Source organism: Methanosarcina sp. KYL-1 (assembly GCF_024372725.1).
Taxonomy (GTDB): Archaea; Halobacteriota; Methanosarcinia; order Methanosarcinales; family Methanosarcinaceae; genus Methanosarcina.
This window is the reverse complement of the sequence record NZ_VOUA01000031.1, coordinates 25,276-46,244: the sequence shown is the minus strand read 5'-3', so window position 1 is coordinate 46,244 and position 20,969 is coordinate 25,276. Positions and strand designations below refer to the sequence as shown.

17 protein-coding genes and 3 tRNA genes are annotated in these 20,969 nt (G+C 48.9%); 9 read left to right on the top strand and 11 right to left on the bottom strand.

All coding sequences use genetic code 11. The features are described 5' to 3' along the window. Nucleotides 1-216 precede the first annotated feature (216 nt). The 7 genes from FTO70_RS15640 to FTO70_RS15610 all read left to right on the top strand — a co-directional run bounded on the left by FTO70_RS15640 (nt 217) and on the right by FTO70_RS15610 (nt 10,598). The gene (locus FTO70_RS15640) at nt 217-1,410 is read left to right on the top strand and encodes a TrmB family transcriptional regulator (RefSeq protein WP_255336695.1); all 1,194 of its coding nucleotides are present in this window, start codon (nt 217-219) and stop codon (nt 1,408-1,410) included. A gap of 180 nt (nt 1,411-1,590) precedes the next feature. Further along, on the top strand, nt 1,591-2,565 hold the full coding sequence (gene pheA / locus FTO70_RS15635; RefSeq protein WP_255336694.1) for a prephenate dehydratase: 975 nt from the start codon (nt 1,591-1,593) through the stop codon (nt 2,563-2,565). 328 nt (nt 2,566-2,893) lie between these two features. Continuing rightward, a complete protein-coding gene (locus tag FTO70_RS15630) occupies nt 2,894-3,784 on the top strand; it encodes a hypothetical protein (RefSeq protein ID WP_255336693.1) in 891 nt (296 codons plus the stop codon). A gap of 344 nt (nt 3,785-4,128) precedes the next feature. Next, a complete protein-coding gene (locus FTO70_RS15625; RefSeq protein WP_255336692.1) occupies nt 4,129-5,103 on the top strand; it encodes a MoxR family ATPase in 975 nt (324 codons plus the stop codon). A 219-nt stretch (nt 5,104-5,322) separates the two neighbouring features. Beyond that, nucleotides 5,323-6,204: a DUF58 domain-containing protein gene (locus FTO70_RS15620; RefSeq protein ID WP_255336691.1), complete on the top strand. Its 882-nt coding sequence runs from the start codon at nt 5,323-5,325 to the stop codon at nt 6,202-6,204. A gap of 3 nt (nt 6,205-6,207) precedes the next feature. Next, nucleotides 6,208-8,085: a VWA domain-containing protein gene (locus FTO70_RS15615; protein WP_255336690.1), complete on the top strand. Its 1,878-nt coding sequence runs from the start codon at nt 6,208-6,210 to the stop codon at nt 8,083-8,085. Then, nucleotides 8,082-10,598 (top strand): VWA domain-containing protein, encoded by a 2,517-nt coding sequence (locus FTO70_RS15610; protein ID WP_255336689.1) that lies wholly within the window; start codon nt 8,082-8,084, stop codon nt 10,596-10,598. Before FTO70_RS15615 ends, FTO70_RS15610 begins: the two co-directional genes overlap by 4 nt. A gap of 883 nt (nt 10,599-11,481) precedes the next feature. On the opposite strand, the gene FTO70_RS15605 is transcribed toward FTO70_RS15610, so the two are convergent. The 9 genes from FTO70_RS15605 to FTO70_RS15565 form a co-directional block, all read right to left on the bottom strand. After that, nucleotides 11,482-12,078 (bottom strand): diacylglycerol/polyprenol kinase family protein, encoded by a 597-nt coding sequence (locus FTO70_RS15605; RefSeq protein ID WP_255336688.1) that lies wholly within the window; start codon nt 12,076-12,078, stop codon nt 11,482-11,484. Between the two features lie 106 nt (nt 12,079-12,184). Further along, nucleotides 12,185-13,240, bottom strand: a complete 1,056-nt coding sequence (locus FTO70_RS15600; RefSeq protein WP_255336687.1) for a flippase-like domain-containing protein — start codon at nt 13,238-13,240, stop codon at nt 12,185-12,187. A gap of 135 nt (nt 13,241-13,375) precedes the next feature. After that, nucleotides 13,376-14,554: an NDP-sugar synthase gene (locus FTO70_RS15595; protein ID WP_255336686.1), complete on the bottom strand. Its 1,179-nt coding sequence runs from the start codon at nt 14,552-14,554 to the stop codon at nt 13,376-13,378. Between the two features lie 39 nt (nt 14,555-14,593). Continuing rightward, nucleotides 14,594-15,025, bottom strand: coding sequence for an OB-fold nucleic acid binding domain-containing protein (locus FTO70_RS15590; protein WP_255336685.1), 432 nt, complete (start codon nt 15,023-15,025; stop codon nt 14,594-14,596). A gap of 66 nt (nt 15,026-15,091) precedes the next feature. Then, nucleotides 15,092-15,562 carry a peptidylprolyl isomerase gene (locus FTO70_RS15585; protein WP_255336684.1) on the bottom strand — a complete coding sequence of 157 codons (471 nt, stop codon included), beginning with the start codon at nt 15,560-15,562 and terminating at the stop codon, nt 15,092-15,094. Between the two features lie 212 nt (nt 15,563-15,774). Further along, nucleotides 15,775-16,311: a peptidylprolyl isomerase gene (locus FTO70_RS15580; protein ID WP_255336683.1), complete on the bottom strand. Its 537-nt coding sequence runs from the start codon at nt 16,309-16,311 to the stop codon at nt 15,775-15,777. Nucleotides 16,312-16,352: 41 nt separating this feature from the next. Further along, a complete protein-coding gene (locus FTO70_RS15575; RefSeq protein WP_255336682.1) occupies nt 16,353-16,835 on the bottom strand; it encodes a peptidylprolyl isomerase in 483 nt (160 codons plus the stop codon). 229 nt (nt 16,836-17,064) lie between these two features. Next, nucleotides 17,065-17,727: an SdpI family protein gene (locus tag FTO70_RS15570; protein ID WP_255336681.1), complete on the bottom strand. Its 663-nt coding sequence runs from the start codon at nt 17,725-17,727 to the stop codon at nt 17,065-17,067. 246 nt (nt 17,728-17,973) lie between these two features. Further along, nucleotides 17,974-18,045, bottom strand: a tRNA-Ala gene (locus tag FTO70_RS15565). 226 nt (nt 18,046-18,271) lie between these two features. On the opposite strand from FTO70_RS15565, the gene FTO70_RS15560 reads away from it, so the two are divergent. Further along, nucleotides 18,272-18,348, top strand: a tRNA-Ile gene (locus tag FTO70_RS15560). 69 nt (nt 18,349-18,417) lie between these two features. Next, nucleotides 18,418-18,494 (top strand) — tRNA-Ile (locus tag FTO70_RS15555). Between the two features lie 455 nt (nt 18,495-18,949). Here the strand turns inward: FTO70_RS15555 and FTO70_RS15550 are convergent. After that, on the bottom strand, nt 18,950-19,363 hold the full coding sequence (locus tag FTO70_RS15550) for a transcriptional regulator (RefSeq protein ID WP_255336680.1): 414 nt from the start codon (nt 19,361-19,363) through the stop codon (nt 18,950-18,952). Nucleotides 19,364-20,108: 745 nt separating this feature from the next. Then, nucleotides 20,109-20,510 (bottom strand): transcriptional regulator, encoded by a 402-nt coding sequence (locus FTO70_RS15545; RefSeq protein WP_255336679.1) that lies wholly within the window; start codon nt 20,508-20,510, stop codon nt 20,109-20,111. Nucleotides 20,511-20,969 lie beyond the last annotated feature (459 nt).

Genomic DNA, 20,969 nt, shown 5'->3' with positions numbered 1-20,969 from the left:
ATCTCATAAATTTAAGATATCTGGGCAACGGAAACTCGACGATTTCTGAGTTCCCAAAAAACCGGGCGGGCGGCCCGAAGCATACCCCATCCTTTAGGGTGGGGTGGCCGCCCGCAATTTGATTTTTCCTAACCGGATTGGCTTTGATCTGTGCAGTTGCATACCTATGATTTGTTTTTCGAAACTTCTTTAAGCCATCAGGGCTCAAATTCCTGTATGCAAAAGAAGAAGCTTCTCCAGGACCTCGGCCTGAATGCCTATGAAGCAGCTGCCTACCTCTCCCTGTTGAAATTCGGGGTTTCGGACGCCAGCACAGTCTACAGGGACGCAGAGGTGCCTTACGGCAAGATCTACACTGTCCTCGAGTCCCTGGCAGGGAAGGGTTTTGTGGAAGTCCAGGAATCAAGGCCAAAAAAGTTCCGGGGCATTGACCCTGAACTGGCTCTGGATGCTTTTTTTGAAAAAAGGAAAGCCCAGGCTGAAAGGGAGATGGCGGTCTTGAAAGGCGCAGTCGAGGAGGCAAAGGAAGCTTTGAAAGCTGTCCCGGCCCAGAAGAGGAAGAATGAGGTTTTCTGGACAACTGCCATCACGGAATCCGAAATCAAAAAGTTTGCCACTTCCGTCTACAGGGAAGTAAAAAAATCACTCTCAGTCATCCCGCCAGCTCTGGGCATGCCCGTCATCGCCTTTCTGATACCGGAAATCACAAGGGCCCTTGACAGGGGAGTCCGAGTACGTCTCCTTATCTCTCCGCGTTTCATGTCTCTTGTCTCAGTGCTATCCCTGCAGGAAGAAGAAACCCTTGCAACATTGAAAAAAGGCCTGGAACTCAGGATGAACCCGAACTTCGACTCCTATTTCGGGGTCGTGGACGAAAGCATTGTGGTTCTCTTCCAGCCTCACCCAAAGGACAAGGACCAGGTCCTCTCGGTTGTAAAAATCTGGGACGCGGGGCTTGCAAAAAACCTGAATGAGGAATTTGAGTTAATGTGGGATGCCGGAGAGCGGATCGACCTTGAAGAAAAGCTGCAGATGGAAGCTTCCAGAAAGCTGAAAGAAGTCCCCGGTCCGGGAAAAAAATCCGGGTTTGCAGCTGAACCTGAACCTGATCCGGAAGAAGAACTTGACCCTGGAGAAGTTTTTGACCCGGAAGAAGATGTTGACCTGGAAGAAGTTTTTGACCTGGAAGAAGATGTTGACCTGGAAGAAGAACTTAACCCTGGAGAAGTTTTTGATCTGGAAGAAGAACTTGACCCTGGAGAAGTTTTTGACCTGGAAGAAGATCTTGATCTTGGTGAAGGTTTTGACCTGGATGATGACCTTGACCTTGAGGAGGGGCTAGGCCCGGAAGAGGAACTTGAACTTAAAGAAAAGCTTGAGCGAATTAAAAATTCAGGCTCTTTTGCCTGATTTTGGTTTCATCTCCCTGTCGTTGTCTTTTACCATTACCATAAACATCATCCCGTTTTTTCTATGTGTTTTTCGTTCCCGGGCAGTTTCTCGTCCTGATCTTCGGATTTCCGGCTTCTCTCCGGTGCACCTTATGGCCATCAAAAAATATTATTACCATCCCTCCAATTAACCCCTCAGATGATCATTGGCGTGCTGGGCCCTGAGGGCTCATATTCGGAAAAAGCGGCAAAGACCCTGGTCCTGAAATGCGGGCTGGTGGGCTCGGAGCTGCGGTACTTTGATGACATAGAGGATGCTTTTACGGCCGCGGCCGAAGGAAAAGCGGATATCGCCGTGGTCCCGGTCGAAAACTCTATCGAGGGATCCGTAGGTGTTACCCTTGACCTCCTTCTTGAGAAGGCTGCCGTGATAGTCGGGGAGGTCGTGGTGAAAATAGAGCACTGCCTGCTCTCCAAAGGAGGGCCCGAAAAGGTAAAGGTCATCCTCTCCCATCCTCAGGGCCTTGCCCAGTGCCGGCATTTCCTGAAGCGGCATTTCCCTGAGGCAGAACTCAGGAGCACGGGCAGTACTTCCCACGCGGCCCGGCTGGCAAGGGATTTTGAGGAAATGGCGGCAATTGCGGCCCCGGAGGCTGCGGAGCGCTACGGGTTAAATATCCTGGTCTCAAACATCCAGGACCGGAAGGAAAACCATACCCGCTTTATTGTCGTACAGGCTGAGGGTCCCGGAGAAAGAGGCTTGCAGGGATCAGGTTCCGGTTTACGGGATTCAGGCTCCGGCTTAAACTATTCAGGCTCCTGTTTAAAAGATTCAGGCTCCGGCTTACAGGTTTATGGTCACGGTTTGCAGGAGTCCGGCTCTCCGGCTTGCGGTCCCAGCAAGACCTCCCTTATCGTCTACCTCGAAAAGGACAGGCCTGGGGCGCTTTATGAGCTGCTCGGGGTTTTTGCAAAGCGGGGGATCAACCTTACCAGAATCGAGTCCAGGCCTTCCAAGAAGGAACTCGGAGACTATTACTTTTATATTGATTTCGAGGGACATACCAGCGATGCACTTATAAAAGATGCCTTAGAAGATATAAAGGGAAAAGCTGATATGTTAAAGGTCCTGGGTTCTTATCCGGCTTTCAAAAATCCTGGCCTTGAGGCATGAACTGCTGGCATTTAACGAGACTTCGGAGGAGCCTGGCAGGACCTCAACAAACCTAAAAAAACATATATGTTTTGGAAATGTCCAGGGAAAATGGTATAGGTAAGTAGAAAAATAAGGACCGTATACCTGTAGATCGGATAAATTTAAGGATTTCAAATTCATCAGGTGTAAAGATAAGGATTTCAAACAAATAAGATGTTAATAAGATTCTAATCAAGGTTCCAATCAAGGTTCTAATCGGATGTCATCAGATGCTGATCGGGTGTTAATCAGGTTCTAATCAGCTGCATCCGGAAAAGGTGTACCCTGTCTGGCAAAGAGGAAGGAGATGGCTCTGGAAATCGATAATGTCGTAAACAAATACGAATCGGCCCTGAAGAAATATAGAGGCTTCTATGTCCTTACGGACCTGATTGCAACGTTCATGGTCCTGTATTCCCTCTTCGTGCTCCTCAATATGCAGGACATCTTTTTAATGCTGACTTTTTTTGAGCCCTATACGGGTGCAAAATACGATATTCTCGGTTTTGAAATTGTTTTTGAGACCCTCGGGCTGCTTGTTGTGGTTTTTATCCTCTCCCTCGCATTCACGGCCATCAGGCATTACCGGGCTGAAAAGAAGGATGCAATCGCTCTTATCGAAGAAAAATATCCCCTGCTCAGGGAGAGGCTCAGGACCGCCTACGACAATCGGGAAGAGGACAATATTATTGTCCGGGACCTTATAGGCAGCGTCGTGACCGATTCAAAGCCTGTGAAGTCTTCGGCAATGCTCAACCGGAAGAAGCTTGCGAAAAACTTATTTGTAATCGTGTTTGCGGTCTCCCTCCTGATATACGTTGCAGAAACCGGATATCAGCCCCCTTTCAGCCCCACGGACCTGGATGAGGTAATCGAAGACATCCCCTTCCCGGGTGGGTCCGAACTTTTCCCGGTTGGGGAAAACGGTGGGACTGCCGGGGAGAAGGAGCCCGGAGAAGACCTCTTCGGAGAGCCCGCAGTCATTGTTGTGGAAGGCACGGAAGTGGACCTGAAGATTCCGCCAGGGGCAGGGCAGGGCTTTACCATCAGGGAAGAAGGTGAAGAGAGGAACGAGACCTTCACTCAGTCCGAAGCTTACGACCCTGAAGCTATCGCCTCCCAGGCTTATTATGAGAACCTTCCGGAAGGGTACAGGAGTATTATCCAGAGTTATTTCGAGGAACTGGCAGAAGAGTGAAATGAAAAATTTATCTAAGTTTCGGGTTTATCTATTGTTATTAGTTTGATCATGCTCATCAAAAAGGAATAATCAGAACGGAATAATCAGAACGGAATTATAGAACGGAATTATAGAACGGAATAATTAGAACGGAATTTTTGAATAACAGGCTGTGTTAAAAGGCTTTGATAATCAGGTTGCATTAGCAGGCTTTGATAATCAGGCTGTGTTAACAGGCTTTGATAAACAGGCTGTATTTTGAACGGCAAACTGTTGTATGCTGTACTGGAGCGGGTAACGTTCAGAGGATGCGGGTTTTTGGGACCCGCAGGAAAAACAGAAGTGCAAAGGGTGAAGCATAAATGTACGAGAATAACATCAATTCGGAGCAGGCCTCCGTGACCTACCAGAACGCGGGCCGAATTTTTAAAAGTTTTTTTGAAGAGATAGGGACTGTGATCGTAGGCCAGAAGGAAGCAGTGGAACAGATCGTGATTGCAATCCTCTGCGGAGGGCACGCCCTTGTGGAGAGCAACCCGGGGCTTGGAAAAACCCTCATGATCTCCACCATTTCAAAGGCCATGAACCTGAAATTCAGCAGGATCCAGTGTACCCCTGACCTCATGCCTTCGGACATCACGGGGACCAATGTTATCGAGGAAGGGGAAAAGGGAAAAGAGTTCAGGTTCGAGCCCGGGCCGGTCTTTGCAAACATCGTGCTCGCGGACGAAATAAACAGGGCATCCCCGAAGACCCAGTCGGCAATGCTTGAGGCTATGCAGGAAAAGCAGGTAACCGTGGGCAATGATACCTATCTCCTTGACAAACCTTTCTTCATCCTTGCGACGCAGAACCCCATTGAAATGGAAGGCACTTATCCCCTGCCCGAAGCCCAGCTCGACCGTTTCCTCTTAAAGATCCTTTTGGACTATCCTTCCTACGAAGAGGAAATGGAAATCATAAATCGCTACACGAAGTCCGAAGCCCCTGAGATTTCCCGGGGCCTGGATAAAACCACACTCCTCGATTTGCAGAAACTCACCAGGCAGGTCCCCATCTCCGATGAGTTCAAACAGCGCGTCCTTTCCATTGTGGCCATGACCCGGAAAGACAAAGAGAACATTGAATACGGGGCATCCCCCAGGGCCTCCATCGGTCTCATCCTCGCCGCAAAAGCCAGGGCCCTGATCCAGGGCAGGAACTTTGTGAGCAAGGAGGATGTCGATACCATGGCATACCCGGTCCTCCGGCACAGGCTCATCCTCACTTTCGAAGCCGAAAGGAGCGGAATGACCACCGACGAGGCTGTCCGGGAAATCCTCCAGAAGGTCAAATAAAATCTGACAGGTCCGGCAAAATCTGATTTGTCCGGTAACATCGGACTTGTCCATTAAGTCTGATTGGTTTCATAAAACCGGAGTGGTCCCGTTAAGTCGGATTGATCCTGTAAAGCCGAATGCTTGAGTTAAAAGCAAGAGGCCGGATTAGGAAATAAGGTTCCCTTTAAGGGTTTTTGGGCCCGGGAAGGCACCGGGCTTTTTAATTGAAGATCCAGAATGACCCGCACAAGACAGAAAATCGAAACGGATTTTTTCAGGCAGCTTGACCGCTTTACCTTCTCGGTCCGGAAAAGGGTGTCTACGGTCTATGCCGGAAACCGCCCGTCCACCCGCAGCGGGCACGGCATCGATACCATAGGGTTTCGAGAGTACGACCAGAGCGACGAACTGAAGGACATCGACTGGAAAGCCTATGCAAGGACTGAAAAACTCTACGTGCGGCAGTTTGAGGAAGAAAAGACCCTTACCACCCACATCCTCCTGGACGCCAGCAAAAGCATGGACTACCCTGAGAAGGGGATTTCCAAGTTCGAATACGCAGCCATGCTTGCGGCAGGCTATGCTTACATGGTAACCAAGTACAACGACAGGTTTGCCATTTCCACCTTTACGCAGGAGCTTGACATCAACAAGCCCCGCAGGGGAAAGAAGAACCTCATGCGGGCAATTGACCGCCTGAGCGAACTCGAGCTTTCCGGGGGCACTGCCATTGACGAGTGCGTCACGAAGTACAGCCGGGAAATCAAGTCCCGTTCCCTTGTCATCCTGGTCTCGGACTTCCTGCAGGACCCGCAGGCTATAGAAACGGCCGTATACAGGCTTTCTGACCATGACCTGATCCTGATCCAGGTGCTCGACCCCACGGAAAAAGTGCTTCCACTGCAGGGAAACAGCAAGCTCATTGACCTTGAGACCGGGGAAGAGGTCAGGACATACGTAAGTGAAAAGTTCAAGGAACGCTACACGGAAAAGCTCGATGAGCACAGCGCCCGGATTAAAAAAGCCTGCATGAAGGTCGGGGCCGAGTTCTACACCTTTACGAGCGACACCCCTATCTTTGATGCGTTCTACCATACTATCAGGAGAAGGAGGCGCTAAAAAATGCCTTTAGAAAACCCCTTTGCCCTTGCCGCTCTCCTGAGCGTAATCCCGCTTATCATCCTTTACATGCTCCGCCCGAAGCCTTCGGTGCTTTCTATTCCCTCCCTCATGTTCGTCCTGAAACTCGAGAGGGAGCGAAAACGGGTCTACGCCTCGATCACAAAGATCGTAAAAGACCCCCTATTCCTTGTCCAGCTCCTCATGCTTATCCTCCTTTCCATTGCAGCCGCAGGGTACTATTATACTGCAGAAGAGCCCCTGAGCGGGGAGCATACGGTACTCATCCTGGACAGTTCGGCAAGCATGCAGGTGGACTCCCGCTTTGAAGATGCAGTGGACATTGCCGACGGGTACGTGAGCAAGAAAAACAGTATCATCCTGGCTTCCAACATGCCCCTCCTGGTCCTGGAGGGCGAAGGCTCTTCGGCTGCAAAGGATATCCTTAAAGATGTCCGGCCCGGAGCCGGGGTTGCCGACCTTTCCGCCTCGATCAGCGCAGGGATGCGCCTCCTGTCTAACGAAGGGGGTAGGATCATCGTAATTTCGGATTTCACAAACTGGGAAGGGGATGACCCTGTTGCCTCGAAAAACCTGGCCGAGTCCTACGGGCTCCAGGTCAATTTCGTGAAGGTCGGAAAGCCTGCAGACAATGTGGGTATCATCAACGGCTGGATCGAAGCCGTGGACGGGGCTTACACCTATACCTGCGTGGTCAAGAATTACATGGACACGAACCGGAAGGTGGAGCTCGAAACAGGCAGGGGAATTACCGGAAGCGCCTCAAAGTCTTTTACCCTTGATGTCCCTGCGGGAGAAACCAACCAGTTTACCCTCGAGGACCTCGGGCCAGGGATCACACGTGTGCAGCTTGCGGAGGAGGACGACTTCCCCGTGGACAACAGCGCCTACATCTCAATCCCGGAAACTGCCAGGCAGCAGATCCTCTTTATTACCGATGACGGGAAATTGCCCTCCAAAACCGCACTCTCGCTGCTCCCCAACAGTGACATAAAGGTCTGGAAATCCGTGCCTTCAAACCTCGGGAATTACACCCTTGTGGTGCTTGCCCAGAAAGAGACTCCGATTGCAAATAGTTCAGTAGGAAGGATCGAAGACTACGTTAAAGGAGGAGGAAATGCCGTTTTCATTGCAAGCGGCGCCCTTGTCCCGGAAAAGACGGATGTTGACCTCATAAAGCTCCTGCCGGTAAAACCAATTGGAGTGGAGGAAGCCGAAGACGGGCTTGAGGTCGAAGAAGTCACGGAGAGCAGCATTACCCAGGATGTGAAAGTGGAAGAGATTTCTGCCCGCAAGTACCTGAACGCAACAGAGAGGACCGGCTCCACAACCCTGGCAGCCCTTGAAAACGATGTCCCGGTTATGAGCTACTGGCAGGTAGGAGAGGGGACCGTCTTCTACCTCGGGTTAAACGATGAGCTTGGGGACGGGGCCTGGAACAACTTCCATAACCTGCCCGAGTATCCCATGTTCTGGATAAAGCTCATTGAGTGGCTCGGAGGCACGGGGGACATTTCCGAATACAACCTGGAAACCGGCACCCTGACTTCCCTTTCGAAGACCGAGGAAATCCAGACGCCTTCTAAAACCCTGACTGGAAACCGTATCCTCTTTGACGAAGCCGGAGTCTACGCAATTTCCGGCAAGAAGATAGCAGTCAACCTCTACGACGACAGGGAGTCCGATACTACAGTTGACGCATCGGAACTGATCCAGCGGGCTGTGGCAAACGACGAGCCAAGGCTGGTCCGGGCTGACTCCTACACCGCCAAAAAAGAGATCACCAACTACCTGATCGGAGTTTTGTTTTTGCTCATGCTGCTTGAGATCCTGATCGTGCGCGGGAGGGGTGAGCTGTGAACGTCTCCCTTGCACACCCCGAGATGCTCCTCCTCATTATCCCGGTCCTTATTGCAGGCTTTTACCTCCTGCGGAAGACAAAGACGAAGCTTGTGGAATGGAGGATGCTTGTTGCCTTCCTCCTGGTCCTGGCCCTGGCCTCCCCCTTTACCACGGCCCCGCAGACTGTAAGTGAGGATAACCCGTCCCTTGTTGTGGTCTCGGACGAGACTTCGAGCATGGGGATCTTCCAGGAAGGGACAGGAACCGAGCTCTACGAAGCCCTTACCGCAAAGACCCCCACCACTTTCATCCAGCTTACCGGGGACAAGACAAGCCTTGGCGACGCTGTCCTCCAGTACGCCGGGAGCGGCACCCAGGTCGTGCTCGTGACCGACGGGAACAACAACGCCGGAAAAAGCCTTGTGGATGCCCTGGAATTTGCAAAAGAAACCGATACCCCTGTCTACCTGGTCGAGCCCGAACTCGAGGTAAACGACCTCAGTGTCGAGGTGCTGGGGGACAAGGCCGTTGTTGTGGAAAACGAAAATGAGTTTGAAATCGTTGTCCAGCAAGCCGGAGAGGACAGCGTCAGCTACTTCCTTGAATTCTACGTGGACGGGAATCTTGAAAGGAGCAAGAGCTTTTCCCAGCAGGAAAGGACGAACGTTATCCCTATCACCTGGGCTTTCGACTCCCTCGGCGCCCACAACATAATGGTAAGGATCACCCCCTCGGGAGAAGACTTAAACGACCTCAATAACGAGTTTTCAAAAGCTCTCTACGTGGTCCCGAAACCCAAGCTCACCCTCGTAAGCAGCGAACCCTCAGCTCCCCTGGGCCTGGTCCTTAAAAACCTCTATGATGTCTCGGTAGTGTCCGATTACCCCGGAATTGCAAAAATCAAAGACAGCAAGGCCCTGGTCCTTGACAACCGGCTCATAAGCACCCTTTCCGAAGCCGAGGTAAAAGAGATCAAGAAATACGTCAGCGACGGAGGCGGGCTGATTGTCGTGGGAGGGGAAAAGGCATACGACTACGGGGATTACCTCAACTCTTCCTTAGAAGAAATCCTGCCTGTGGTCTCGAAGCCTTCCGAGTTTAAGGGAGGCAGGAATATCGTCCTTATTCTGGACATTTCCCCGAGCACGGAAAAGCACGAAACCCTGGGAGATCTCCTTGGTAATGCTATCTACATCCTCAGGAACGAAAACCTCAAAGATGCAAATGCCGGCGTTATTGCTTTTGGGAGCAAGGGAGTAGACGTTTCTGACGGGTTTGTGTTCCTCGGGCAGCCCCGGAACCTGGCGGAACTGGAAGATAAAATCTCGCAGCTGACCCCTGACGAACAGAGCAAGACTTCCCTGGACCAGGGGCTTGAGACCGCAAAAGAGATGCTAGAAAGTGAAGATGGCGAGCTGGATGCCATTGTAATATCGGACGGAGGTATAGAGAAATCTTATGACCAGAGCCTTAAAGCTGCAAGGGATCTGCAGGATATGGGGGTAAACATTTACTTTATTCATATCCGCTCTCCTGCCCCTTCTCAGACTGATCTCACTACCAGAACCTATTATGCCGAGAGGCTGATGCAGGAACTGGAGTTGGAGAAGAACTATTTCCACATCGAGCAGGGAGAAAGGGCAAACATCAAATTCGAGAAGATCGAAAAGCTCCCCGAGGAAGGCGAGGAAGAAGAAATTGAGCTTGACGCCTACCCTCTCCTCGTGTACTCCCCTGACCATTTCATCACGAAAAACCTGAAAGGGAACGTTTCCGGCACTATCACCGGCTACAATGACGTGACCCCGAAAGCCGGGTCCGAACGCCTTGTCATCACGGTTACCGGAAAACCTGTGCTCACCACCTGGCGCTTCGGGCTCGGGAGGGTTGCAGCCCTTTCCACGGACAACGGGGAAGGCGAGGGAAGCCGCTGGAGCCCTGTCCTCTATACCGGGCAGAATGCCAAACTCATCTCGGGCATGACCAACTGGGCTATAGGAAACCCCCGGGCTGAAGAAGGAGCCGTCCTTGACGCCCCTGACACCTGGCTCGGGACCCCTGCAGACCTGACCCTCGTAATGTACGATGAAGGCGTCCCTAAGCTGAAAATCGACGGGGAGCCTATCAACCTTGCCCTTACCGGACGCAACACTTACGAAGCCACCGTGAACCCGGACGAAATGAGGATCTACGATATCTCAGGCTATCCCCTTGCCGTAAACTACCCTCTGGAGTTTAGGGACGTGGGGATCAACAGGGATATAGAGCCCCTCATCCTTGCGACCGGCGGGAAGATCTACGATTCAAGGGAAGCAAGAGCCCTCCTCCTGAAAGATGCCCGCCAGAACTCCGAAAGGGAAGTAAACGAGCCCGTAAGCTTGAAAGTATACGTGCTCCTCGCAGCCCTCCTCCTCTACCTCAGCGAAATCATCGTCAGGCGCATAAAGGAAATGAGGCGGCTCAGGAAAATGCAGGCAGCTACGGGAACAGGAGAAACGCCGGCAGCAGAATCGGCAGTGGAAGGAGAATAAAATCTTCTTCTCAATTTCAGGGATAAGACGTCAGTTCTCTCCTTTTTGAGCAAAAAAGTAACCGGAGTTCGTACCTGCTTGCAGAACCCCGGACTCTCACCGGTCGTCCGTGACGACCGGCCTTTTCCTGAAAACTAAAAAAGTGCAAGAAATTTCCACAGATGGCCTGGTAGGAATTTTTTCCGCTTAAATCCAGACTTATTCATGATTGTATTTCAGGGAATTGTGAGAGATTGAGTTTTTCATAACATGATGGCTGCGATACTTGAATAGATATGCGTATTGTTCGTGTCCTTCAGTCATTGGACTATAGAAAAAGTGCATTCAAATGCCTGTTATGTTTACTGGAATCACTTTAAAGTGCATTTCAATAACCTTTAAATGTGATTTAATATTTATAAAGTACGTTAAAATATCCAGGGTATATTTTCAGACTTTATATTTTCAGTTTGTAGGTCTTCAGTTGGCAGATCTTCAGTTAGTGCATTTTCAGTCTACTCTTATGATTTCTTTTTTTGTTCAGTACCATCTTCTTCTACTATTTTAAGGAAAACGCCGCTCGCAAGCGAGCGGAACAAAAACGGTTTGAATATATTATTCCGGTTGTTTTGGTTTCTATCATAAACTCATGCTTGCATCTTCCGGTTGTTTCTGTTCAGCTAATGAATCCCTACTTTCAGCTTCCGTTTATTCGTTACATAGCCTTGCAAAATTATTTGCTTGAATTCTCTGCCTGTTTTGGGTATTCAGGATTGGTTCAGGCCCGGTATTCAGGCCCGGTATTCAGGCCTGGGTATTCAGGATTAGAATATCTCTGGCCGGCTTGCTGTTAATGGCTTTTAATGGCTCTTTGAGGCAGCACAGAAGGTTTCGCAGGTGGGGCTTACAGGTAGGCCAGCAGGATGAAGGTTACCTGGCCGAAAAAGCCTGAAAAGATGGGGATCACGAGGTTGTCGTCTATATGGTTAACTGCGGTTTCGGAAAGGGTTGCAAAAAAGGCCATGATCAGGGAGACGGCAGGGTTTCCGATTATGAGGAGCCCTACGAGGAAGTCCACTATGAATTCGGAGACTGAGCCTTCAAGGGACTTGTCGTTATTGAATATTTCGTGAAATACTCTTCTTTTCCCGTAAGATTTTCCGATCAGGGCGGCGGTCATGTCTCCGAAGGTTGTCATAAGGATTGCGGCATAGGCGATTTCCCTGGAAAAAAGGCATATTACGGCAACTGACCCAAGTGCAAAATAGATGTGGCCCCCAAGCCTGCACTCTTCCTTTTCCCGGTACATGGTATGGAAAAAGGGGATTTTCACGCCGTGCTCAAGCCTGAAGTAGTCAAGGACAAGGACGATAACAAGGAAAAGCATGAGCACCCAGAGAACCGCTTCTTTTTCTAAAAATTCATAAATGAGCACGATCAGGATTGAAACCAGGTGCACGCTTTTTCTGAGGATTTCGAACAGGATTTCTCCGGAAGACATGGTAGAAGAAGTTTTGCAGGATCAGATATAAAGTATATGTTAGAGGGCTGAAAGAAGGAGAAAGGTTAAGCCGGAAGAGCCTGAAAGGAAATTACAAGGGAATTTTTCAGGCGATTTCCGGGGCTTCCGCAGGGTCTCCGACCAGCTTTTTGATGACGTCCATGTCTTTTAGGACTTTCAGGCTCATGAAGCCTCCTGCAAGGAGGTTAAGGTGGTAGGTCAGGGCTCTCCAGGCAATGACGGTTATCCCCAGGACGGACGAGTTTACGAAGACAGAGAAGATGGAGGCTGCTCCCAGTTCTGCTACTCCGCTTGCTCCGGGGGTTGCGGGCACGATCATGATCACGGCCAGGAGTACCTGGGCTGCAAAGACCGTGGGGATTGAGGGGTGCTGGGAAAGGCCCAGCAGGACCAGGACGAGCAGGGAAAATTCTGTTACCCAGAACACGAATGTGTAGGCTACGCCCCAGAGCAGCCCTTTTTTTCCTTCCGAGAGAAAGACCAGGACACTGTCATGGAAATGGTCTATTTCCCGGTCGGCCTGTTCCATGAGATGGGATATGGCAGCATCGGTCCGTTTCCCAAAAAGAGGGGTAAGCCTTTCTACGGTACGGTGGGTCATGAGTTTCACTTTTTCAGGTTTCCAGACCCCGTAAACAAAGAAGGCAAGGATGATGAATACAAGGGTGTTTGCGGTCAGGAAAGCTGCGTCGAATTCATAGTTCGAAAACATATCCCCGAAAATGGAAAGGGCAAAAGGCAGGGAGGCAAAGATGAAAAAAGCATCTAAAAGGCGTTCTCCCACAACTATTGCCGTGGCTCGCCCGAGAGGGATTTTATTCTGGTGCAGCATATGGACCCTGAGAGGTTCTCCACCTGCCGAAGAAGGGGTTATTCCGGCTGCAAAGACGCTTGAAATTACGATCTCAATGGTTTTTAAGGGGGCGATTTCGTAACCCAGGGCTTTGCAGAGGGTCCGGGTCCGAAAACCCCATACAATATAAGAAAACACATGCAGAAGGGCGGCAGCGATTATGTATTCGGTTTTGATCTTTCTCAGGGCTTCCAGAGTTTCCGGGTCAAAGGTAAAACCAAGGACTATTGCAATCGATACCGCACTTATGAGCAGTGAGGCGGCTAACCATTTTTTGTACCTGTTCATGCCAATCGGTTGGGGTTTTTGAATCCTTTTTGAGTCAAATCTGTTTTGGGTTGAACCTATTTTTAATTGAAATCTGTTTTTGGGTTGAACCTATTTTTTAAGAATCTATTTTAAATAGCATTCAGGACCCGGTGTTCAGGACCCTTCATTGGCTGTGTCATATTCAGGGTTGATGAGGGTTTCTTTTATGCTGGAATCCTTGCTGATAATAGCTTCGGGCCAGACCTTGACTCCGGAATGGATGGTGGAATTGTTTCCTATAATGACCTTGTGCCCGATAACGGTCCCGTTCTCCAGGCTGCAGCTTTCCCCGACGATTGTGTCATCTGCCACGACTGCTCCCGAGATGTTGGAGTTTTTCCCTATGCGCACATGGTCGAAGAGGTAAGAGGAAAGGATCTTTGCGTTGTTTTCGATAATGCAGTTTGCGCCTATTACGCTGTAGGGCCCTATAAGGACATTGTCACCTATAATTGTGTTTTCCCCGATGACGATTGGCCCTACAAGGGATGAATTCGAGCCCACGGACACGTTGTTTCCTATGGACAGGGGGCCTCTTATCCTTGCGTTCCGGGTAGTGAAGTTCCCCTCTATTGTGGTCCCGGGGAGGGCGTCAAGCATCCAGCGCTGGGCCTGCCTGTAAGCTGCAGAGCTGCCCACGTCGGTCCATTTTCCCCGGACTAGCATCCCGTTGATCTTTTCGTCTGCGGCAAGGAGGGCCGGGAAAAGGTCTTTTGCAAAATCGTATTTCGTGTTTTCCGGTATCCAATCAAAGATTTCGGGGTCGCAGACGTATATGCCCGTGCTTGCAAGGTTGCTGAAAATCTGGCCGGATTTCGGCTTTTCCAGGAAGCGGTGGATCCTGTTGTTGATGTCCATGTCCGCAATCCCGAACTCCCTGGGGTCGTCAATGGAAAGGAGCCCTATGGTTACGATGGCATCGTTCTCTTCGTGGAAGCGGTACATCTCCCTGAGGTCAAGGTTCAGGACGTGATCGCCTCCGAGCACTATGAACGGCCCGTTTTTGAGGTATTTCTCGGCGTTCTTGACCCCGCCCGCAGTTCCCATCTTTTCTTTTTCGTACACGTAATCAATGTGGACTCCGAACATATGCCCGTCCCCTAGCTGCTCTTCGATATGCTCTCCCATATACCCGAGGGTCATAACGATCTCATTGAATCCCTCTTTTGAGAGATGTTCAATCAGATGAAGGACGGAAGGCTTGTTAAGAATCGGAATGCTCGGTTTCGGGTGCTTGAAGGTCAGCGGCCTGAGCCGGGTCCCGGCACCTCCGCACATGATACATGCTTTCATAATTTCTCAAATGTTGTCTATGGATATATTACTAGCGATCTACTTTTTATTGTCTTCAGGGTTATTGATAACGGTTATTCGGGAAATATCCTCTTTTTTCGCCACTTTTATTTCCCTTTCTCCTTCATACTCCGAAACAACGCCGGTTATGCTCAGAATATCCCCCTCACTTATTGATTCTTCCAGGGCTCCGGCTCCCGCTTCGCTGGGGACAAAGACTGTCAGGACTTCGGAACCGCAGTCAACTTTTAATAGGAGGTGTTCTCCGGTGTATGTAAAGCGCTTGCTCAACACTTCGGCTTCCAGGGATACCCTCTCCCCTTCCCCTGCTTCCGGGGTATACTGCCAGCTCTCCCCACCTGGGCTTTTCCCCATACCCGCAATTCCGGGCCCGAAACAGAGGTATGCTGCAAAAAGGGAGGACAGTGCCATGATGAGCAGCACTACCACTACTTTTTCTTCCTTTTCCATGACCCGCCACCTTTCTCAATATCCAGACCTTTTTAACTACCTTCTTTTTAACTACCTTCTTTTTAATTATCTGATAACCGAGACCAGTTTCACCTTCATTATGAGGGTTTTGCCTGCAAGTTCGTGGTTGAAGTCCAGGGTAGCGTGGGTGTCGGTTAAAGCAAGCACCTTTACATCCCTTCCACCGGGGGTAGTGATTTCCTCGCCCACTTCGGGAGGTGCCTGAAGTTCCAGCCTCTCAAGGGGGATATCCTGTGCCAGGTAGGCTTTGTACTCCCCGTAGGCTTCGACCGGCGGGATTATAAGGGTCTTTTCTTCTCCCTCTTTCATCCCCAGAACGCCTCTGTCCAGGCCTTTTATGACCTGTCTTGCGTCCGCCCTGAAAAACAGGGGGGTGTATTTCTTTTCCTCATCGTATATGCCTGCTTCGAGGGCCTGCTCTTTTACGGTGGTATCGAATGCTATTCCGTCTTCTAATGTCACCGTGTAATCCACAAGCACGTAATTTCCTGCTTCAACGGCTTGAGAATTTTCCATTTCTTTTTCATCTCCGTGCGTTCTGTTATGCCGGCGCCAATTTTACCGGTTTCAATCTTTCGGTTTCAATCTTGCCGTTTTCAAACTTTCGGTTTCAATTTCGCCGGTGCTAATTTTTCAGATTTCAATCTCGCCGGTGCCCCTCCAAAGCTCCGTTCCTGTATGGGCATACGGTAAAACAAAGCCGCCTCGTGGCAGAGGCTGCCGGAAATTCATTTTGATTCGATAGAAACAAGGGTAATATCAAAAATCAGGGTCTTGCCTGCGAGTTCGTGGTTGAAGTCAATCTTAGCGTGGGTTTCATTAACTTCGAGTACCGTGACTGTCGTTCCGTAAATCGTAGAGAGCTTTTGTCCGGCTACCGGAGGTTCGGGAAGTCCCATATCTTCAAGGGGAATTGCCTGGACTTTTGCTTCGTCGTATTCTCCGTAAGCTTTCTCCGGAGGAATGGTCAGGGTCTTTTCTTCTCCTACCTTCATCCCGATTACGCCCTCGTCGAAGCCTTTGATCATCTGCCCCGCCCCTGCCTCAAACGCCAGGGGGATGTAGTCCCTATTTTCATTGTATATGCCGGCCTCGGTTGCGACCTCTTCTATTGAGGTATCAAAGACAGTACCGTCTTCGAGCTTTCCCACATAGTCCACCCGGACAATATCCCCGGGTTTGACTGCGTCGGTTTCCCCGGCTTGGCCGCCGTTTCCGGTGTCCGTACACCCGCTCACAAGGAGCATGCTTCCCGCAAGAAGCATGCATATAAAGAAAATCGCCCCCCTCCCTCTGTTCATCCCTCTCAAGCCTCCACGGAGACGACTTTTATTTTGAAAATCAGGGTCTTGCCTGCAAGCTCGTGGTTGAAGTCAATCATGAAGCTTTCTTCATCTACCTCGGTAACCGTGCCCCTGAGCCCGTTATCCGTGGCAAGCTGCATCCCGACTTCGGGTGTGAAATCCACGGCTGAAACCGGGAGTTTCCTGGCAAATTCTTCCCTGTACTCCCCATAAGCTTCTTCGGGAGGGATTTTCAGGGTCTTTTCTTCCCCTACTTTCATCCCGACAACGCCCTCGTCAAAGCCCTTTATCATCTGGCCAGCGCCCACGGTGAACGTGAGAGGTTCATAGCCTCGCATCTCGTTGTAGGTCCCCGCCTCCACGGCAACTTCCTTTACGGATGTGTCGAAAACTGTCCCGTCTTCGAGCTCTCCCACATAGTCAACGGAAATGGTATCCCCGCTTTCAACAGTTTTGCTGGAATCGTTTCTGATGTCTTCTACCATAAAAATCAATAATTCAAAACGAGAGCATGTTAGATAAACGTACTGATGAAATAAGAGCCGGAAACCGGCTCAAAATCAATCCCCGGGGGCTGGAAGAGCCGGAAATAAGGAATTATTTTTATATGGGCAACGTAGGTGCTGAAAATATTGATTATCAGGTCCTGTTGTTTCCAGGTCCTGTTGTTTCCAGGTCCTGTTGTTTCCAGGTCCTGTTGTTTCCAGGCCCGGTTTATACTCCGGATGCTTCCAATTCATTTCCTTTCAGTTCTTTCTGATATTCCAGATACGAGTAAACAACCGTAAACCCTGCAACAGATAGTGCAGGCACGAGGATAAAATATACGGCAAACTCCTGGAAAAAGATCCCTAACAGTGCCACTAACCCTGCAAGCTTGAAGAGCTTTCCTCCCAGCCTGTTTGTTTTTTTCCACACCCTGTCGCTGCTCAGGGTCCAGGGCGTCCGGATGCCAATGAACCAGTTCCTCTCCGCATTTTCCGTAAGGATCCCTATGTAATAAAACAGAAGCCCAATCCCCACCGGAAGCACCGCGTTCGGGCTGATCCTTATCCCTATGTTCCAGAGCAGCACCTGTGTATGGACGGCAAGCATAAACACAAGGAAAAGGATGATGAACCCGTCATAATACTTCCTGAACTTCTCTATATTCTCCTTCAGCGGGTCAATCCTGGGAATTGCGAGGAACAGCAGGGCAAGCCCGGCAAGCATAAGCGGCATGAAAAAAAGCCCCCAGAACTTCGACATGTACCCGTCTACTTCTCCTCCTGCGTTCCAGTGACTGGCCATTTGCTCGGGCACGACGGGGTAAAAATAGATTGAGAGAATGAAAGAAAGAAGGACAAGGCCTATAGTTGCAAGAGTGGCTTTGCGCATGTAAATAGTTAAGATTCATCGGGTATTTAAAAGTCAGGCAGTGTTTTTGCGTGCCGCGTAATTTTTCTAAGGTAAGAAACCAGGGAAAATACAAAAAACAGAAACATATGGGGTAACAGGATAAGAACCGGATAAGAACAGAGAAGAACAAAAAACCGGATAAAAGCAGAGAAGAGCAGAAAAAACTGGATAAAAAATGGATAAAAACAAAGAAAACCAGAGAAAAGAAATAGAACATAATTTTTATGGACCGGTCGGGAATTGAACCCGAGGCCTCTACCATGCCAAGGTAGCGATCTTCCCCTGATCTACCGGCCCATACATTTACTGCGCCACGCGCATTTCCTTTAAATCACAGTATCGTATATAAAACTGTCGCCCTCATGGGTCGGTTTCGTATAAATAATTTTTTGAACCTGCGGGAGCCCTGAAATTCGAGCAAAAGTTATAAGTAGTAATTTGCGTATTAGAAGTGTTGTCGGATTGGGATGCTTTCCCGAAAAAAGCCTTTCAACTCCGGTAATTCAAAAAAAACCTAACATCTGGGCCCGTAGCTTAGCTTGGTGGAGCGCACGGCTGATAACCGTGAGGTCCTGCGTTCGAATCGCAGCGGGCCCACCATAATCCAATAGTCTCTTTTCAGAGAACCACTAGGTTTTTTTACAACAATGGCAAATTAGCCTTCATATCGGGCCCGTAGCTTAGCCTGGTGGAGCGCACGGCTGATAACCGTGAGGTCCTGCGTTCGAATCGCAGCGGGCCCACCATACTTTCTTTAATATCTTTTTCCTGTATTCTTACTTTTCTGAAATTTCATTTCTCCTGCAATTTCATTTTTTTTCCGGGTTTCTTTTTCTGTTTTTTCTATTCTTTTCCTGGAGTGATTTTGTCTATCCCTCAAGCACTATTGTTTAGTGGTCTTTTAATATGGATAATAGGTCTGCAGAATCACGCTAAAATAAGGTCCATTGATGGGTTGAAGATTAAATATCTATGGGAGAAAAGCTGTTGAAGAGGAAAGCTGTTGAAGAGGAAAGCTGTTGAAGAGGAAAGCTGTTGGAAAGCTGTTGAAGAGGAAAGCTGTTGAAGAGAAAAAATTTGGGGGTGGGGGGTGTGGTATCCCCTTTAAGATAGAACAGTTTGAAAAGTATCGGGTTGAGGCGCTGTCCTGGAACGGACTATGGCCTGCGTCCCTGCCTGCTCCAATCCCCTTTTCACACTTTCAGGCAATGAGTTTCAGACGCTGGATGTTCTGGAGCACAAGCCTGCTTTCGTGTATGATTTCCTGTTCGATCGTGCTGACAATGTTGTCCATGGGGACGGTGAGCTTGTACAGCTTGATCGGTCTGCCCTTACCTTTTGACTTCTTTTCTTCCCGGATGTCAATCCAGTTGTTCTCGCGGAGGTACCGCATCGCAACGCTGACTTCCGGTTGTCTCAGGCCCGCTACCATCTCTATGCTCTGGGAAGAGACTTCCCTTCCTTTTGCAAGACATGCAAGGGTAAGAGCAATGGGCCTGCTGACGTTGATCTTTCTAAATAATTCGATCATTTCATATTCGTTTGTTCCCATTATGATGGGAGTTTCGTCCGTTATGTCAGTAGTTTCTATGTTCAAACCACTTTCATCTACCATTAAATCACCCGAAGAAGTATTATGGAGTAAATTAATATAAATATTTGCTTATGTTTTATTTTTAATATTTATCGATTTATATTTATATTTTAGACTGTTCGGCCAGGTTAACAAATGATTTTTAAGGTCTTTTGATTCTGTTTTATCTATTCTGGTGTGCGTTAACATTTTCCTCTCCCGGATTCGGGAGATACTTTACAGGTCTGTCTGGATCTCTTTTTCAGGAAAAACAGGGTCTGCTGGTGGAGTTCTGGAAGTGCGGCAGGAGTGGGGTGATTAAAAACAGTATCAGGGGGTGCTGATGAAGTAGGTAAATTCTAACGCCGGCGGTGAATTCTTACACAGGACGAAAATAAGGTATGACGCTAGAATTACAGTTAAGAAGGAGTGAAAATGCCGCAAGATTGATATTTTGTTTGGGAGGAAAGTCTTGCGGGGGTATGGCCTGTATTCAGGAAGGCGAAGTGATTCTTCCTATGAATACTTGAGTTATTGTGGGTTTTATGTCCCCGGTTTTGTGTCCCTTTTCTTCCTGTGTTGTTTCCTTCTATCCTGTTTCCTCTGTCCTGTTTCTCTCGGTCCAAAGGTTTGGGAAATGAAGTCGAAAAGGGGATTTTCCGTAAGAAAAAAGGTTTTAGAGGGTTTGATCCGTCTGAATTTTTGACTGTTGGGGGGTTTTTGATTATTTGCGGATATTTTCTGAATATTATTTGAGAATCATGCTGAAAGCTTTTACCGGAAGGTTTCAGGAGAGGTTTTTGAGGCGTTCTATATTCTGGAGTACTGTCCTGCTTTCTGCCAGGACGTCTTCCTCAATTGTGTTGATGATTGTTTCCATCGAGACTGTGAGTTTGTACAGTTTGACCGGCCTGCCTTTGCCCTGGTTTTTCTTTTCTTCCCTCATATCCACCCAATCGTTTTCACGAAGGTAGCGCATTGCAATGCTGACTTCCGGCTGTCTCAGGCCTGATACCATTTCGATACACTGGGAAGAAATCTCCTCTCCTTTCGAGAGGCATGCGAGGGTGAGAGCCACGGGCCTGTTGATATTAAGCCTTCTCAGTAACTCAACCATTTCATATTCGACATCTTCCATTTTAAAATCGCTCTCCTCTACTGTCAATCCATTCTCTGCCACAACTATCATCTGCCGTTTATACCGGATGTCTCCAGTATTATATCCAGTATACAGTCAATCCAGTTAGGTCAATAGAAGTATACTATTTCACGTACTCTGTCTCATGTACTTACTATAATCAGGTACTATGTCATATATAATATATTTCTATTGTCGCGAGCCGGGATACGCGGTGCTTCTCGCAAAGCTGCATATGATCAACTAATTTTATTAATAATACTCTCTCTCCATATATATAATTATATGCCCATAAAAACTTTTTGACTATGGAGAGGCGTGAACTTCTTCTCTCCGAGCTACAAAATAAGCTCAAACGGAATAAAATAGTTTAAGAAATCGGAATTTTTTTGGTTTTTCTTTTTCCATAAATTTATGTTTCCTTTTCTGCCTTGAACTCTCCCGGTGCGGAGAAAATCAGGTGTGAATGTGAATGAAATATCCTTTTCCTAAAAATATGTCCTTATGTTG

What these genes read in the sequence shown, in the direction of transcription:
- FTO70_RS15605 (WP_255336688.1), bottom strand. Translation starts at nt 12,078, where the DNA reads ATGTCTTCCGGAGAAATCCTGTTCGAAATCCTCAGAAAAAGCGTGCAC.
- pheA (WP_255336694.1), top strand. Translation starts at nt 1,591, where the DNA reads ATGATCATTGGCGTGCTGGGCCCTGAGGGCTCATATTCGGAAAAAGCG.
- FTO70_RS15590 (WP_255336685.1), bottom strand. Translation starts at nt 15,025, where the DNA reads ATGGAAAAGGAAGAAAAAGTAGTGGTAGTGCTGCTCATCATGGCACTG.
- FTO70_RS15580 (WP_255336683.1), bottom strand. Translation starts at nt 16,311, where the DNA reads ATGCTTCTTGCGGGAAGCATGCTCCTTGTGAGCGGGTGTACGGACACC.
- FTO70_RS15625 (WP_255336692.1), top strand. Translation starts at nt 4,129, where the DNA reads ATGTACGAGAATAACATCAATTCGGAGCAGGCCTCCGTGACCTACCAG.
- FTO70_RS15600 (WP_255336687.1), bottom strand. Translation starts at nt 13,240, where the DNA reads ATGAACAGGTACAAAAAATGGTTAGCCGCCTCACTGCTCATAAGTGCG.
- FTO70_RS15550 (WP_255336680.1), bottom strand. Translation starts at nt 19,363, where the DNA reads ATGGTAGATGAAAGTGGTTTGAACATAGAAACTACTGACATAACGGAC.
- FTO70_RS15620 (WP_255336691.1), top strand. Translation starts at nt 5,323, where the DNA reads ATGACCCGCACAAGACAGAAAATCGAAACGGATTTTTTCAGGCAGCTT.
- FTO70_RS15615 (WP_255336690.1), top strand. Translation starts at nt 6,208, where the DNA reads ATGCCTTTAGAAAACCCCTTTGCCCTTGCCGCTCTCCTGAGCGTAATC.
- FTO70_RS15595 (WP_255336686.1), bottom strand. Translation starts at nt 14,554, where the DNA reads ATGAAAGCATGTATCATGTGCGGAGGTGCCGGGACCCGGCTCAGGCCG.
- FTO70_RS15640 (WP_255336695.1), top strand. Translation starts at nt 217, where the DNA reads ATGCAAAAGAAGAAGCTTCTCCAGGACCTCGGCCTGAATGCCTATGAA.
- FTO70_RS15575 (WP_255336682.1), bottom strand. Translation starts at nt 16,835, where the DNA reads ATGGTAGAAGACATCAGAAACGATTCCAGCAAAACTGTTGAAAGCGGG.
- FTO70_RS15585 (WP_255336684.1), bottom strand. Translation starts at nt 15,562, where the DNA reads ATGGAAAATTCTCAAGCCGTTGAAGCAGGAAATTACGTGCTTGTGGAT.
- FTO70_RS15630 (WP_255336693.1), top strand. Translation starts at nt 2,894, where the DNA reads ATGGCTCTGGAAATCGATAATGTCGTAAACAAATACGAATCGGCCCTG.
- FTO70_RS15545 (WP_255336679.1), bottom strand. Translation starts at nt 20,510, where the DNA reads ATGATAGTTGTGGCAGAGAATGGATTGACAGTAGAGGAGAGCGATTTT.
- FTO70_RS15570 (WP_255336681.1), bottom strand. Translation starts at nt 17,727, where the DNA reads ATGCGCAAAGCCACTCTTGCAACTATAGGCCTTGTCCTTCTTTCTTTC.